Source organism: Streptomyces sp. NPDC107500, assembly GCF_055582785.1.
Genome location: NZ_JBVJPF010000002.1, coordinates 377,736 through 393,034, shown reverse-complemented (window position 1 = coordinate 393,034; position 15,299 = coordinate 377,736). Strand labels below are relative to the sequence as shown.

Below are 15,299 nucleotides of genomic sequence, written 5' to 3'. Positions count from 1 at the left end.
CGGCAGTACGGACCCGCGCGGAGGTACGCATGCGGCGCACGGACCCCGAAGGCCACGACGCCGTGGGCCACGGCCCCGTCCGGTACGGCCCCCACCTGCCCGACGACGGGCTGCCGGTGCTGCCCGAACTGTCCGCCGTACTCGCCGCCGCCGCGGACCGCGCCCGGGGGGAACCGGTCGGCGGCGCCCCCGCCCTCACGGCCGCCGCGAGCGGCTACTGGCACCGGCGCGGCCTGCCCACCGAGCCCGGCCAGGTGGCCGCCGCCCCCGGTGCGCACACCCTGCTGCTGGCGCTGACCGCCGCGCTCGGCGGCCACGTCCTGGTGCCCCGCCCCTGCGCCGCCTGGTGGGCGCCGGACGCCCGGCTGCTCGGCAGCCCCGTCTTCCACGTCCCGACGCCGGCCGAGAGCGGTGGCGTCCCCGACCCGTACGCCCTCCTGGAGACCGTCCGCCGGGTGCGCGCCGAGGGCGGCGACCCCCGCCTGCTGGTGCTGGCCGTCGCCGACGACCCCACCGGCACCGTCGCGCGGCCGGAACTGCTGCACGAGACCGTCGAGGCCGCCGCCGGGGAGGGGCTGCACCTGGTCAGCGACGAGACCTGGCGGGACACCCTGCACGACCCGCACGCCACCGTGCTGCTCAGCCCCGCGGAGATGCTGCCCGAGCGGGTCACCGTCGTCACGGACCTCGCCGGGGGACTGCTGCCGCCCGGCTGGCCGGCCGCCGTCGCCCGCTTCCCGGCGTCCGCGGCCGGCGACGGTCTGCACGCGCGCGTGCTCGACGTGCTCACCGCCCTCGGCGCGGGCGTGGCCGCGCCCGTCGCCGCCGCGGCCGGGTACGCGCTCGACGAACCCGAGCCGGTCACCGCCCGCCGTTCGGCCGCCGTACGCCTGCACGCGCGCGTGGCCGCCGCCGTGCACGCGGCCGTCGTCGCCGCGGGCGCCACGGCCCGGCCCCCGCAGGCCGGGCGTCACCTGTACGCCGACCTCGGCCCGCTGCGCGACGCCCTGGGAGCGCAGGGCGTCGGCGACGCCCAGGAACTGGAGGACTTCCTCTCCACCCGGCTCGGCATGCCCGCCCCCGGCGGACACCGCTTCGGCGACGACCTCGCGGCCCTTCGCGTGCGGCTCGCCACCGGCCCGCTGCTCGGCACCGGCACCGCCGGACAGCGCGCGGAATGCCTCACCTCCCCGGACCCGTTGGAACTGCCACACGTGCGACGCGCGTTGACCGCTCTCGGGTCGGTCCTCGGCGAACTGCGCGACGCCCAGCGATGGGAGCCTCCTCGATGACGCAGCAGCCCCGGTCGACCACGAGCACCCCCGCGTCCCGCGAGGACACCACCGCGCCGCCGGTCACCTCCGCCCACGCCCCCTCGTACCCGCCGCTCGCCGATCCCCGGCCGCCCGCCGAACACCGCGTGTGGCCGCGCACCTTCCACGACCGGCTGACCGCGCCGCTGCCCGGCCTGAGGGCCCTCGCCAGATTCGCCCGCGAGGGCGCGGTGAGACCCGGCCGCGAGGGCCTCGCCGACATCCCCCGCCTGCCCTGCGCCCCCGGCCCGCTGCCCCGCGTGGACGCGGACACCGTCGCCGTCACCTGGGCGGGACACGCCAGCTGGGTGGTGCGGATCGGCGGCCTCACCGTGCTCACCGACCCGGTCTGGTCCCGCCGGATCCTCGGCACCCCCGCCCGGATCACCCCCGTCGGCGTCGCCTGGAGCGACCTGCCCCGCGTCGACGCCGTCGTCATCAGCCACAACCACTACGACCACCTGGACGCCCCCACCCTGCGCAGGCTCCCGCGCGACACCCCCGTCCTGGTGCCCGCCGGACTGGGCCGCTGGTTCCGCCGCCGCCGCTTCACCCGCGTCACCGAGCTGGACTGGTGGGAGGCGACCGAACTGCGTCCAAGGGGCGGCGCCGAAGGCACCCTTGGCAAGGGCGGGGGAGTGCGCTTCGACTTCGTCCCCGCGCACCACTGGTCCAAGCGCAGCCTCGTCGACACCTGCCGCAGCCTGTGGGGCGGCTGGGTGCTCACCGCGCCCGACGGCCGGCGCGTGTACTTCGCCGGGGACACGGGGTACGGCCACTGGTTCACCCGGATCGGCCGCCGCTACCCCGGCATCGACCTCGCGCTGCTCCCCATCGGCGCCTACGACCCCCGCTGGTGGCTCAGCGACGTGCACTGCGACCCGGAGGAGGCGGTCCGGGCCGCCCAGGACGTCGGCGCCCGCCGCATGGCGCCGATGCACTGGGGAACGTTCGTCCTCTCCGCGGAACCGGTGCTGGAACCCCTCACCCGGACCCGCGCCGCCTGGCAGGCCGCGGGTCTGCCCCGGGAGGACCTGTGGGACCTGCCGGTGGGAGCTTCACGCGTACTGGAGTAGCCCCCACGCGCCGTACGGACGGCGCCCGAGACGCCCGGCCCGACCGCTACGCCTTCGCCGGCCCCCGGAACCGTCGCCACACTCCCGGTGCCACGCTGACCAGGACGGTGAGGGCGATCGCCGCGGCCACGCCCTCCCAGGGCTTGCTGAACAGCGCGCCGCTCAGGACCCCGATCAACTGGTACGTCACCGCCCACGCCAGGCAGGCCGGCAGGTTGCCGTGGGCGAAGCGGCGCAGCGGCCACTCGGCCAGCAGACAGGCCAGCATCACCGGTATGCGCCCGGCCGGCACCAGCCGGGAGAGCACCAGCACCGCGACGTCGTGCTCGGCGAGCTTGTCCTGCGCCTGCTCCAGCCGGTCCTCCGGGGCCCGGGACCGGATCGCCTCCAGCCAGCGCGAGCCGTTCTTCGAGCCGACCCCGCGCCGGCCCAGCCAGTACAGCGCCATGTCCCCGCAGAACGCGGCCAGCGACGCCGTCGCGAACACCATCAGCATGGAGAACGGCAGCGTCTGGTGCATCGCCACCACGGCCGCCGAACTCACCAGCGCGCCCGTCGGCACCACCGGCACCAACGCCCCGATGAGCACCAGCAGGAACAGCGACGGATACCCGAACGCCTGCTGCGTCGGCTCCGTCGGAATGCTCGTCGTGGCGGCGTCCAGCCAGTTCACCGCGCGACCTCCACCCGCACGCTCTCGCCGTGCCCCAGCCGGTGCACGGCGACCCCCGGCGCGCGCAGCGCCGACAGGCGCACGAACTCGTCGCCCGGCGTGTGGAACTCGTGGGGGCGCACGGCGTCCATCCCGATCGGCCAGTACGTGCCGTAGTGCACCGGCACCGCCGTGCGCGGCGCCAGCCGGGTCAGCGCCTCCGCAGCCCGCCCCGCGTCCAGGTGCTCCGCTCCCAGGTACGGGCCCCAGCCGCCCACCGGCAACAGCGCCGCGTCGACCGGCCCGACCTCCTTCTCCATGCCGTCGAACAGGCCGGTGTCCCCGGCGAAGTACGTCCGCGCCTCGCCCTCGACGACGTAGCCGAGCGCGGGGGAGCGGTGCCGTCCGACCGGCAGCCGCCGCCCGTCGTGCCGTGCGGGCACCGCCCGTATCCGCAGGTCCCCGACGTGCGCCACGTCGCCGGGCGCCACCTCCGCCACGTCCAGGTGACCGAGCCGCCGCAGCCCCGGCACCGCCCGTCGCGCGCCCCGGGGCACGAGCAGGCGCGTGCCCGGCGCGAGCCGCGCGAGCGACGGCACGTGCAGGTGGTCGGCGTGCAGATGGGACACCAGCGCCACGTCCGCGCGCCAGGCGTCCGGCGGCGGCACCGCGCCCCGCCTGCGGCGCAAGTGGGCGAGGCGGCGGGCGAACAGGGGATCGGTGAGCACGCGGATGTCCGAGTCCTCGACCGTGCAGGTGGCGTGACCCCACCACGTGAGCTCCACCGGCACCTCTTTGCCTCCTTCGCGCGACTCCCCGAAGCCTACGTCCAGGAGTAGGGTCGGCGGCGAAAACGGGAGGTGACGGGAGGTGAGGGGGGACACCATGGGGCCGGTGCGGGTGACGGCGATCGCGAGTCTGACGCCGCTGGAACTGCTGGACGACGATCCGTTCCTGGTCGACTCCCGCAGCCAGCACGCCATGTGCGCCCGCTGGGCGGCGGAACACGGCTACGTCGTCGCCAGGGAACTGCTGGTGCGCGGGCTGCGACCGGACCACGACGCCCTGTGGGACGGGGTCCGCCCGGGCCGCGACCTGTTCGTGGCCCCCAGCCGCCGGGTGCTGGAGAGCGCGCTGGCCTCCGTCGACGACTTCACCGCGGAGTGCGCGCGGCGCGGCGCCCGCGTCGAGACCGTCGGCCACGCGGAACCGGCCTACGACGCCCGGATGAAGGCGTGCGTGCACCGCAGGCTGTCGATGCCCACGGCGGGATACGACGGCCGCTGACCACCCCTTCGGGGTGTGAACCGGCCTCAGGGGGACAAACGGGTCCCCCTGAGCGTTGTGGCAGGGTGGGGAGGGCCCGGACGGCGGGCCGGGACGTGAGGTGTGCGGAGCGTGGGTGGAGGCCGTTGGCGCCGGGTCGCCAGTCAGATCGGGCGGATTGTCGCGGTGTGGGCCGTGTCCACCCTCACCATGCTCGTGCTCGCGGGCATCCTGCCGGACTTCCGGCTCCAGTCGCCCGACGGGGACAGCGCCACCGACATCGCGATGACCGCCGCGGTCGGCGCGGGCGCCTTCGGTCTGCTCTCCGCCGTGGTGTGGCCGCTCATGGTCCGCTTGCTGCTCCTGGTGCCGGCGCTCGTCCTCGGGCTGCTGGTCTTCTTCCTCAACGGCGGGCTGCTGCTCCTCGCGATCGACGTGAACCCGGCCGGCCGCGGCGGCGTCGCCCCCGAGACCGCGGTCGTGGTCGCCGCCGTCATGTCCGCCGTCGCCTCCGCCACCGGCGGTGCCCTGACCGTGCGCGGCGACGACGCCTACCGGCGCCGGCTCTACCGCCTCGCCGACCGCCGCCGCAGATCGGGCCCGCCCTGCCCGGCCGGCCCGGGCATCGTCTTCCTGCAACTGGACGGCGTGGGACACGACGTCCTGCTCGACGCCGTCGACAGCGGCGCCATGCCCACCGTCGCCCGCTGGCTCGGCCGCCACGGCGCGTCCGCGAGCCACCGCCTGGCCCCGTGGCGCACCGACTGGTCCAGCCAGACCGGCGCCAGCCAGCTCGGCATCCTGCACGGCAGCAACCACGACGTACCCGCCTTCCGCTGGTTCGAGAAGGACACCGGCGAGGTCATGGTCTGCAACCGGCCGACCAGCGCCGCCGAACTCCAGCACCGCGCCGTCCGGCGCACCGGCGACGGCGGGCTGCTCAGCCTGGACGGCGCGAGCCGCGGCAACCTGTTCGGCGGCGGCGCCGACGAACAGGCCCTGGTGCTGTCCATAGCCACCCGCCGCCGCAGCCGCGAGACCCGGTCCAGGTCCGGCTACTTCGCCTACTTCTCCGACCCGGCCAACGCCGTCCGCACCGCGATGTCCTTCGTCGCCGAGGTGGGCCGGGAGATCGGCCAGTCCACCCGCGCCCGCGCCCACAAGGTCCGCCCGCGCGTCTCCCGCGGCGGCCTCTACCCCTTCGTCCGCGCCTTCGCCACCGTCGTCGAACGCGACGTGGTCGTCGCCGCGGTGATGGGCGACATGCTCGCCGGCCGCACCGCCGTCTACGCCGACCTCGTGGCGTACGACGAGGTGGCGCACCACTCCGGGCCGCACGGCCGGGACGCCGTCAACGTCCTCCGGCGGCTCGACCGGTCCCTCGCGCTGATCGAGAAGGTCGCCGACCAGGCCCCCCGCTCCTACCGGATCGTGCTCCTGTCCGACCACGGCCAGAGCCCCGGCGAGACCTTCCGCGCCCGATACGGACTGACCCTCGGCGACCTGGTCCGGGCCGGCTGCGGGCTGCCCGTGCCGCGCCGCGCCCAGCGCACCCGCAGCGGCGCCGAGGCCCGCAACACCGTCCGCGCCGCCCTGCACCGCCCCGTCGAGGAGGGCGCCGCGCAGCAGCGGCCCGCCGACACCCCGACCGGCCGCCGCTCCGAGCCGATCGTGCTGGCCTCCGGCAACCTCGGCCTGGTCTCGTTCCCGGACGTGCCGCACCGGATGACCAGGGAGGAGATCGACGCCCGCCACCCCGCGCTGCTGCCGACCCTCGCCAACCACCCCGGCATCGGCTTCCTGCTGGTGCGCAGCGAGCTCCACGGCGGCCTGGTGCTCGGCGCGCACGGCGCCGAGATACCCCTGGACCGCCTCGACGAGGACCCCGGCCCGCTCGCCCCCTTCGGTCCCGGCGCCGCCGACGCCGTACGCCGCACGCACTCCTTCCCGCACACCGCCGACATCATGGTCAACTCCTTCCACGACCCGGCCGACGGCGAGGTCCTCGCGTTCGAGGAGCAGATCGGCTCCCACGGCGGGCTCGGCGGCGCCCAGTCGCACGCCTTCCTGCTGTCACCGGCCGTGCTGTCCGACCCGGCCGAGGAGGGCACGGAGATCGTCGGCGCCGAACACGTCCACCGGGTGCTGCGCCGCTGGCTGCGGGAGTCCAACGGCCCCCAGGTGCCAGTGGAGGATCCACGGCCGAACGTCGTCGAGAACGCACCTTTTCCCGTCGCGGACGGGTTCGTGCAGGAGAAAAGCGCCTGATTTTGAGGTGCGACGGGCCGTGCCCGACCATGGGCGCCGTCCCGGCGATCCCGGGCCACAGTTCCATGAGAGGCGCACCACCCCATGCACGTCACCGGGACCGTCCCCCCACCGGCTCCGGAACCGCAGGAGACCCCCGCGGCCCCCGACCCCACGTCCGGCGACGGCCGGCACACCCGCCGCTTCGGGCTTCCCGTGGCCACCGCCCTGGTCATGGGCAACATCATCGGCGGCGGCATCTTCCTGCTCCCCGCCTCCGTCGCGCCCTTCGGCACCGTCAGCCTGCTCGCCTTCGGCGTCCTGACCGTCGGCGCCATCGCGCTCGCCCTGGTCTTCGGCCGCCTCGCCGCCCGCGACCCGCGCACCGGCGGCCCCTACGTCTACGCCCGCGGCGCCTTCGGAGACTTCGCAGGCTTCCTCGCCGCCTGGGCGTACTGGATCACCACCTGGGTGTCCAACGCGGCGCTGGCCGTCGCCGCCGTCGGCTACCTCGACGTCCTGATCCCGGTCAACGACCACCGCTGGACCGCCTGTCTCGCCGCGCTCGTCATCCAGTGGCTGCCCGCGCTCGCCAACTTCGCGGGCACCCGGTACGTGGGCGCCGTGCAGCTCGTCGCCACCGTGCTGAAGTTCGCGCCGCTGCTGCTCGTCGCGGTGGGCGGGCTGTTCTTCTTCGACCCGGACAACCTCGGTCCGTTCAACGCCAGTGGCTCCAGCGGCGTCGGCGCGGTCTCCGCCGCCGCCGCGATCCTGCTCTTCTCCTACCTGGGCGTGGAGTCCGCCGCCGTCAGCGCCGGCGAGGTGAAGGACCCGCGCCGCACCGTCGGCCGCGCCACGGTCATCGGCACCGCGGGCGCCGCCCTCGTCTACCTGCTGGGCACGCTCTCGGTCTTCGGCACCGTCCCCCACGACCGCCTGGTCAACTCGACCGCGCCCTTCTCCGACGCCGTGAACACCATGTTCGGCGGCGCGTGGGGCGGCTGGGCCGTCGCGCTGGCCGCCCTGGTCTCGATGACCGGCTGCCTCAACGGCTGGACCCTGCTCAGCGCCCAGACCCCGTACGCCGCCGCGAAGGACGGCCTCTTCCCGGCCGCGTTCGCGCGCAGGCGGCGGGGCGTGCCGACGACCGGCGTCGCCGTCACCGTCGTCCTCGCCTCCCTGCTCACCGTCTACAACTACACGTCCGGTTCGGCGAAGGTCTTCGAGGTCCTCGTCCTCGTCACCACCTTCACCGCGACCGTGCCCTACCTGCTGGCCGCCGCCGCCCAGATCTTCCACCTGGTCTCCGGCCAGGGCGAGAAGGTCGACCGGGCCCGTCTGGTCCGGGACGGCGTGATCGCGACGGTCGCCGCCGCCTTCTCGCTGTGGCTCGTCGCGGGCGCCGGCTACGCGGCGGTGTACCAGGGTGTGCTGTTCCTCTTCGCGGGCGTGCTGGTCTACGCGGTGATGGCGGCGCGCAAGCCGGGCCGGGCCGGAGTGTGATCGGATGGGGTCGGGAACCCGGGCACGGGCTTCCACTGCCCCAGTACAGCAAGCGAATTCGAGAGGACCCGCCGTGGCAACCACGCGCTCCGCACACACCGTCTGGGAAGGCAACCTGCTCGAGGGCAGCGGTGTCGTCACCTTCGACTCGTCCGGCATCGGCGAGCAGCCGGTGTCGTGGCCGTCGCGCGCCGAGCAGGCGAACGGCAAGACCAGCCCCGAGGAGCTGATCGCCGCCGCCCACTCCAGCTGCTTCTCCATGGCGCTGTCGCACGGCCTGGCCGGCGCCGGCACCCCGCCCACCAAGCTCACCACCTCCGCCGACGTCACCTTCCAGCCCGGCGAGGGCATCAAGGGCATCCACCTCACCGTGGAGGGCACCGTCCCGGGCCTCGACGCCGACGCGTTCACCGCCGCCGCCGAGGACGCCAAGAAGAACTGCCCGGTCAGCCAGGCCCTGACCGGCACCACCATCACCCTCACCGCCAAGCTGGCCTAGCGGCTAGGAGCCCGTACGCTCCCACCCCCGCCGGTCCGGGCGCGGCCCCAGCTGTCTGGGGTCGCGCGACCGGTACACCACGTACGGGCGGGTCAGGTACTGGAGGGGCGCGCTGAACATGTGCACGAGGCGCGTGTAGGGGACCAGGGCGATCAGGATCATGCCGATGACCGCGTGCACGTGGTACAGCACCGGCACGCCCTCCATCAGCTCCACCTTCGGGCTGAGGGTGAACAGGCTGCGGGCCCAGGGCGCGATGGTGCTGCGGTAGTCGTAGCCGTCGCCGGAGGTGTCGGAGAGCTTGGCGATCATGCCGAGGACGATGGCGCCGAGCAGGAAGACGTACATGAACTTGTCGTTGGCGGTGGTGGCGCGGAACACCGGGGCCTTGGTGCGGCGCCGGTAGACCAGCATCCCGATCCCGGCGACCGTGAGGACCCCGGCCAGGGTGCCGCCGTACAGGGAGAACAGGTGGTACGCGTGCTCGCTGACGCCGACCGCCCCGGTCCAGGACGCGGGGACGAACAGCCCGATCAGGTGGCCGACGAGCACGAAGAGGATGCCGTAGTGGAAGACCGGCGAGGCGATGTTGAGCAGCTTCGACTCGTAGACCTGCGAGGAGCGGGTCGTCCAGCCGAACCGGTCGTAGCGGTGGCGCCAGACCAGGCCCGCGATCAGCAGGGCGAAGGCGGCGTAGGGCAGGACGCCCCAGAGGAAGACGTTCATCGGCGGGCTCCGGTGGATGCGGGCGGCAGGGTGGCGCACACGGCGTCCAGCACGCAGGCGTAGGGCGTGCCGAAGGCGGTCAGCCGGGAGCGCAGCTCGTCCAGGGCGCCGCGGTGCTCGGTGAGCATGCCGATGTCACCGGTGCGGGAGACGAACTCCAGCACCGCCGGCAGGAAGTCGGGCAGTTCCTCGCCGGTGAACTCCAGGCCGTGGGCGCGGTACAGCTCCTTGAAGCGGACCAGGGACATCCCGCGGTTGCGGGTGTCCCCGTCGGTCCACCAGCTCAGGTACAGGCTGTGCCGGTTCTTGAAGTCGAAGACCTGTACGTAGTGCGCCTGGAGTTCGCCCTGGGGCGTCACGGCCGCGTGGTCGGTGAAGGCCCGCAGCTGCGGGGCCGCCTCGCGCAGCAGCGGCAGCCGGTCGCGGAAGTCGTCGTCGGGATAGGTCAGGCAGAGCGCCGCCGCCTGGTACAGCACCTCGAACCCGGGCATGGGATCAGGCCTCCCTCTCGTCGTCCGCGGTCTGCCGCCGGCGCAGGATGTGGAAGTTCTCCACCGGCACCAGCGGCAGCATCCTGCGTCCCGAGTCCTGGCCGAACGGTCCGTCACCGCCCATGCCGGGCCCGCCGTCGGTGTCGAGGCTGCACGTGTCCGGCAGCGCCGACGCCTCCAGCCGGTGCGCGTCCCCGACGGCCGCGGTCGGGATCACGTACCGCTCCTCGTACTTGGCGAGCGCCAGCAGCCGGTACATGTCCTGGATCTCCTCGGGGCGCATGCCGACGCCCGCGCAGACCGCGGGGTCGGGGTCCTCGCCGAGGTTGACCGACCGCATGTGGGAGCGCATCGCCGCCAGCTTCTCCAGCGACGCCCGCACCGGGCCCACGTCCCCCGCGGTGAACAGCTCCGCCAGGTACTCCAGCGGGATGCGCAGGGTGTCGATCGCGCCGAACAGGTTGTCCGCGTCCTCGCCGTCGTGCCCGGTCTCCGTCAGCGCGTCCACCACCGGCGACAGCGGCGGGATGTACCAGACCATCGGCATCGTGCGGTACTCCGGATGCAGCGGGAGCGCCACCCGGTACCTGCTGACCAGCGCGTGCACGGGGGAGCGCCGGGCCGCCTCGATCCAGTCGAACGGGATCCCCGCCTCCTCGGCCGCCCGCCGCACCGCCGGGTCCTCCGGGTCGAGGAAGAGCCCCAACTGCGCCTCGTACAGCTCGCGTTCGTTCGGTGTCTCGGCGGCCTCGGTCACCTTGTCGGCGTCGTACAGGACCACTCCCAGGTACCGCAGCCGCCCCACGCAGGTCTCCGAGCAGACCGTCGGCTGGCCGATCTCGATGCGGGGGTAGCAGAAGGTGCACTTCTCCGCCTTGCCGGTGCGGTGGTTGAAGTACACCTTCTTGTACGGGCAGCCGGTCACACACATCCGCCAGCCCCGGCAGCGGTCCTGGTCGACCAGGACGATGCCGTCCTCCGAGCGCTTGTACATCGCCCCGGACGGGCAGGACGCCACGCACGACGGGTTGAGGCAGTGCTCGCAGATGCGAGGAAGGTAGAACATGAACGTCTCTTCGTACGCGAACCGCACCTTGTCCGAAGCCTGTTGGCGGGTCCGCTCCACCATCGGGTCCAGGTCGCCGTAGGCGGGCGCGCCCCCCAGGTCGTCGTCCCAGTTCGAGGACCAGCCGATCTTCATCGGCTTGCCGTCGAGCTGCGAGACCGGCCGGGCGACCGGGTAGTCGTCGCCGAGCGGGGCGTCGGTGAGGTTCTTGTAGTCGTACGTCCAGGGCTCGTAGTAGTCCTTGATCTCCGGCAGTTTCGGGTTGGAGAAGATCCCGGCGAGCTTCCTGATCCGGCCGCCCGCCTTCAGCTTCAGCGCGCCGCGCCGGTTCAGTTCCCAGCCGCCGCGCCAGCGCTCCTGGTCCTCGTAGCGGCGCGGGTAGCCCTGGCCGGGGCGGGTCTCGACGTTGTTGAACCAGACGTACTCCATGCCCCGCCGGTTGGTCCACGCCTGCTTGCAGGTGACCGAGCAGGTGTGGCAGCCGATGCACTTGTCGAGGTTCATGACCATCGCGATCTGGGCCATCGGGCGCATCAGTACTCGACCTCCTGGCTGCGGCGGCGGATGACCGTCACCTCGTCGCGCTGGTTGCCCGTCGGGCCGAGGTAGTTGAACGCCCAGGACAACTGGGCGTAGCCGCCGATGAGATGGGTCGGCTTGAGGAGCAGCCGGGTGAGCGAGTTGTGGACGCCCCCGCGCTTGCCGGTGGTCTCCGTGAGCGGTGTGTTCACCGTGCGCTCCTGCGCGTGGTGCATGTACACCGTGCCGGGCGGCATGCGGTGCGAGACGATCGCCCGGGCCACCACCACGCCGTTGCGGTTGACCGCCTCGATCCAGTCGTCGTCCGCGACCCCGATGGCGTCCGCGTCCTGCGGCGACATCCAGACGCACTGGCCGCCCCGGGACAGCGCCAGCATGAACAGGTTGTCCTGGTACTCGGAGTGGATGGACCACTTGTTGTGCGGGGTCAGGTAGCGGACCGTCACTTCGCGGTGGCCGTCCGGACCGAGCTGCGGCTCCCCGAACAGCCGGCTCATGTCCAGCGGCGGCCGGTACACCGGCAGCGCCTCGCCCAGCTCGTGCATCCAGTCGTGGTCGAGGAAGAAGTGCTGCCGCCCGGTGAGGGTGTGCCAGGGCTTGAGGTGCTCGGTGTTGAGGGTGAACGCCGTGTACCGGCGCCCGCCGGCCTCGCTGCCCGACCACTCCGGCGAGGTGATCACCGGCACGGGCGCCGCCTGCGTGTCCGCGTACGTGATCCGCTTGCCCTCGTGTTCGGCGGCCAGGTGCGCCATCTCCTGCCCGGTCTTCGCCTCCAGGGTGTGGAAGCCCTGGGTGGCCAGCCGCCCGTTGGTGGTGCCGGACAGGGCCAGGACGGTGTTCGCGGCCTTGACCGCCGTGTCCAGCGCCGGGCGCCCGTCGGCCGGGCCGCCGCGCACCGCGCCGTTCATCCGCCGCAGCCGCTCCACCTCCTCGTCCGGCTTCAGGGTGATGCCCTTGGCGGGCAGGCCCTTGGTCTCCACCAGCGGGCCGAGGGCCGCGAACTTCGCGCCGATCGCCGTGTAGTCGCGCTCCACCACGACCAGGTTCGGCATGGTCTTGCCGGGCTCCGGAGCGCACTCCCCGCGCCGCCAGTCCCGTACCACCCCGCCCGGCTGGGCGATCTCGCCGGGCGTGTCGTGCTGGAGCGGCGCCGCCACCAGGTCCTTGCGCACCCCGAGGTGCCCGGCGGCCAGCTCGCTCAGCTTCTCCGCGATCGCCTTGAACGTGTCGAAGTCGGTGCGCGCCTGCCACGGCGGACTCACGGCCGGGGAGAAGGCGTGCACGTAGGGGTGCATGTCCGTGCTGGACAGGTCGTGCTTCTCGTACCAGGTCGCGGCGGGCAGCACCACGTCCGAGAGGAGCGTCGACGAGGTGTGCCGGAAGTCCAGCGACAGCAGCAGGTCGAGCTTGCCCTCGGGCGCCGCCTCGTGCCAGACGACGTCCCGCGGGCGCTCGCCGGGCGCGGCCTCCTCGGCGCGCAGTGAGGACTGGGTGCCCAGCAGGTGCTTGGTGAAGTACTCGGCGCCCTTGCCCGAGGAGCCGAGCAGGTTGGCCCGCCACAGGGTCACGATCCGCGGCCAGTTCTCCGGCGCGTCCGGATCCTCGCACGCGAACTTCAGGGTGCCCGCCCGCAGTTCGGCCACCGCGTTCGCGACCGGGTCGCCGAAGCTCTCGCCCAGCTCCAGCGGGTTGCGGTCGAAGGTCGGGTAGGAGGGCATCCACCCCGTGCGCGCCGACAGGGCGAGGCAGTCCGCGCCCGTCATGCCGGAGAGCCGCCCCTCGCCGAGCGGCGAGGCCAGCACGTCGGCGCGGAACCGGTCGTAGCGCCACTGGTCGGTGTTGAGGTACCAGTACCCGGTGCCGATCATCTGCCTCGGCGGGCGCGACCAGTCCGACGCGGCGGCCAGCGTCGCCCAGCCGGTCACCGGACGGCACTTCTCCTGCCCGACGTAGTGCGCCCAGCCGCCGCCGTTGCGGCCCTGGCAGCCGGTGAGCTGGAGCAGGGCCAGGAAGGTCCGGTAGATCGTCTCCGAGTGGAACCAGTGGTTGGTGCCCGCGCCCATCAGGATCATGCAGCGGCCCTTGGACCGCTCCGCGGTCCGCGCGAACTCCCGCGCGATGCGCACACAGGCCGCCGCCGGGACCGAGGTGTGCGTCTCCTGCCAGGCCGGGGTGCCGGGCGCGGCCGCGTCCTCGTACGACGCCGGCCAGTCGCCCGGCACCTCCGGCCGCGCCACTCCGTACTGGGCCAGCAGCAGGTCGAACACGGTCGTCACCAGTGGCCCGGTCGCCCCACCGAGCCGCGTCGCCGGGACACCCCGCCGCAGCACGTCACCGCGTCCCTGCCCGTGCGCGCCGCCCTCGGTGTCGAAGCGGGGGAGCAGCACCTCGACACCCGAGGCCATCTCGTGGCCGTGCAGGGTCAGCCGGGGCCGCACGTCCCCCAGGTCGAGGTTCCAGCGGCCCTGGTCGGCCTCGTTCCAGCGGAAGCCCAGCGAGCCGTTCGGGACGACCGCGCGGCCCATCCCCTCGTCCAGCACGACCGTCTTCCAGCGCGCGTCCTCGCCGCCCTGCCCCAGGTCGGCGGCGCGCAGGAACTTCGCCGGGACGTACGCCCCGTCCCGCTCGGTCAGCGTCACCAGGAACGGCAGGTCGGTGAAGCGCCGCACGTAGTCGTCGAAGAACGGCGTGGCGCGGTCGACGAAGAACTCCTTGAGCACCACGTGCCCCATGGCCAGCGCCAGGGCGGCATCCGTGCCCGGGTGCGGGTGCAGCCACTGGTCGGCGAACTTGGTGTTGTCGGCGTAGTCCGGCGACACCACCACGACCTTCTGGCCCCGGTAGCGGGCCTCCGCCATCCAGTGGGCGTCCGGCGTCCGGGTCACCGGCACGTTCGAACCCCACATGATCAGGTACGCCGCGTCCCACCAGTCGCCCGACTCCGGCACGTCCGTCTGGTCGCCGAACACCTGCGGGGACGCCACGGGCAGGTCCGCGTACCAGTCGTAGAACGACAGCATCGGCGCGCCGATGAGGGAGTGGAAGCGGGCGCCCGCCGCGTGCGACACCATCGACATCGCGGGGATGGGGGAGAAGCCCGCGATGCGGTCGGGGCCCTGGGTGCGGATGGTGTGGACGTGGGCGGCGGCGATCATCTCGACCGCCTCGTCCCAGTCCGCCCGGACCAGCCCGCCCTTGCCCCGCGCCCGCTGGTAGCGCCGCCGGCGCTCCGGGTCGCCCTGGATGTCCGCCCAGGCGAGCACCGGGTCGGTCAGCCGCGCCTTCGCCTCCCGGTACATCTCCAGGAGCACCCCGCGCACGTACGGGTAGCGCACCCGCGTCGGCGAGTACGTGTACCAGGAGAACGCCGCCCCCCGCGGACAGCCGCGCGGCTCGTACTCGGGGCGGTCCGGGCCGACCGACGGATAGTCCGTGGCCTGCGTCTCCCACGTGATGATGCCGTCCTTGACGAACACGTTCCAGCGGCACGAGCCCGTGCAGTTCACGCCGTGCGTGGAGGTGACGACCCGGTCGTGGCTCCAGCGGTCCCGGTAGAAGGCGTCCGCCTCCCGGCCGCCGACCAGCCCGATGCTGTGCAGGTCGGGTGCGGCGGTCCCCGGCCGGAAGAACCGTCCCGCGCGCAGCAGCGCCGCGCCCGGCTCGGTGGGCGGTGTCCGCGTGTCGGTCACGTGCGCTCCCTTGCTCGCCCTGGTTCTCGAACCTAGGGGCGGGCACGGGAGCGCACCCGTTCGCGGGGCCCGTACGGGTCAGCGCGGGCGCCCGGTGTCCGGCGTCCGGGTCATGGCTCGCGCGCCGGGTGCGGCCGGCTGGTGTCGATGGGGGGCGGTGCCGCCGTCGAATCCGGTCGGGCCGTGACGTCTCCCGAGAGCCCCGGACCCCCGACCTCGGTGGCGGGGTCG

At 73.6% G+C, this 15,299-nt stretch carries 12 protein-coding genes; 6 read left to right on the top strand and 6 right to left on the bottom strand.

Annotated features, from left to right (window positions below):
• The first annotated feature begins 29 nt into the window (after positions 1-29).
• A complete protein-coding gene (locus ACZ67M_RS07800; protein WP_392013490.1) occupies positions 30-1,292 on the top strand; it encodes an aminotransferase class I/II-fold pyridoxal phosphate-dependent enzyme in 1,263 nt (420 codons plus the stop codon).
• A complete protein-coding gene (locus ACZ67M_RS07795; RefSeq protein ID WP_469850014.1) occupies positions 1,289-2,389 on the top strand; it encodes an MBL fold metallo-hydrolase in 1,101 nt (366 codons plus the stop codon). The genes ACZ67M_RS07800 and ACZ67M_RS07795 overlap by 4 nt, the downstream gene beginning before the upstream one ends.
• 46 nt (positions 2,390-2,435) lie before the next feature.
• On the opposite strand, the gene ACZ67M_RS07790 is transcribed toward ACZ67M_RS07795, so the two are convergent.
• Positions 2,436-3,062: a DedA family protein gene (locus ACZ67M_RS07790; RefSeq protein WP_469850013.1), complete on the bottom strand. Its 627-nt coding sequence runs from the start codon at positions 3,060-3,062 to the stop codon at positions 2,436-2,438.
• Positions 3,059-3,832: an MBL fold metallo-hydrolase gene (locus ACZ67M_RS07785; protein ID WP_307016086.1), complete on the bottom strand. Its 774-nt coding sequence runs from the start codon at positions 3,830-3,832 to the stop codon at positions 3,059-3,061. The genes ACZ67M_RS07790 and ACZ67M_RS07785 overlap by 4 nt, the downstream gene beginning before the upstream one ends.
• Before the next feature lie 94 nt (positions 3,833-3,926).
• Here ACZ67M_RS07785 and ACZ67M_RS07780 point away from each other — a divergent pair, with 94 nt between their 5' ends.
• The 4 genes from ACZ67M_RS07780 to ACZ67M_RS07765 all read left to right on the top strand — a co-directional run bounded on the left by ACZ67M_RS07780 (position 3,927) and on the right by ACZ67M_RS07765 (position 8,556).
• Positions 3,927-4,328 (top strand): hypothetical protein, encoded by a 402-nt coding sequence (locus tag ACZ67M_RS07780; RefSeq protein ID WP_361358867.1) that lies wholly within the window; start codon positions 3,927-3,929, stop codon positions 4,326-4,328.
• Between the two features lie 102 nt (positions 4,329-4,430).
• Positions 4,431-6,575 (top strand): phage holin family protein, encoded by a 2,145-nt coding sequence (locus tag ACZ67M_RS07775; protein WP_392013486.1) that lies wholly within the window; start codon positions 4,431-4,433, stop codon positions 6,573-6,575.
• A gap of 84 nt (positions 6,576-6,659) precedes the next feature.
• Positions 6,660-8,057 carry an amino acid permease gene (locus tag ACZ67M_RS07770; protein WP_361358652.1) on the top strand — a complete coding sequence of 466 codons (1,398 nt, stop codon included), beginning with the start codon at positions 6,660-6,662 and terminating at the stop codon, positions 8,055-8,057.
• Positions 8,058-8,130: 73 nt separating this feature from the next.
• The gene (locus ACZ67M_RS07765; protein ID WP_122618962.1) at positions 8,131-8,556 is read left to right on the top strand and encodes an OsmC family protein; all 426 of its coding nucleotides are present in this window, start codon (positions 8,131-8,133) and stop codon (positions 8,554-8,556) included.
• A gap of 3 nt (positions 8,557-8,559) precedes the next feature.
• On the opposite strand, the gene narI is transcribed toward ACZ67M_RS07765, so the two are convergent.
• From narI to ACZ67M_RS07745, 4 genes are read right to left on the bottom strand one after another with little or no spacing between them, the layout of a single operon-like run.
• A complete protein-coding gene (narI, locus tag ACZ67M_RS07760; RefSeq protein ID WP_361358656.1) occupies positions 8,560-9,282 on the bottom strand; it encodes a respiratory nitrate reductase subunit gamma in 723 nt (240 codons plus the stop codon).
• Positions 9,279-9,773: a nitrate reductase molybdenum cofactor assembly chaperone gene (narJ, locus tag ACZ67M_RS07755; protein WP_361358659.1), complete on the bottom strand. Its 495-nt coding sequence runs from the start codon at positions 9,771-9,773 to the stop codon at positions 9,279-9,281. The genes narI and narJ overlap by 4 nt, the downstream gene beginning before the upstream one ends.
• 4 nt (positions 9,774-9,777) lie before the next feature.
• Positions 9,778-11,373, bottom strand: coding sequence for a nitrate reductase subunit beta (narH, locus tag ACZ67M_RS07750; protein ID WP_392013483.1), 1,596 nt, complete (start codon positions 11,371-11,373; stop codon positions 9,778-9,780).
• A complete protein-coding gene (locus ACZ67M_RS07745; protein WP_469850010.1) occupies positions 11,373-15,068 on the bottom strand; it encodes a nitrate reductase subunit alpha in 3,696 nt (1,231 codons plus the stop codon). Before ACZ67M_RS07745 ends, narH begins: the two co-directional genes overlap by 1 nt.
• Positions 15,069-15,299 lie beyond the last annotated feature (231 nt).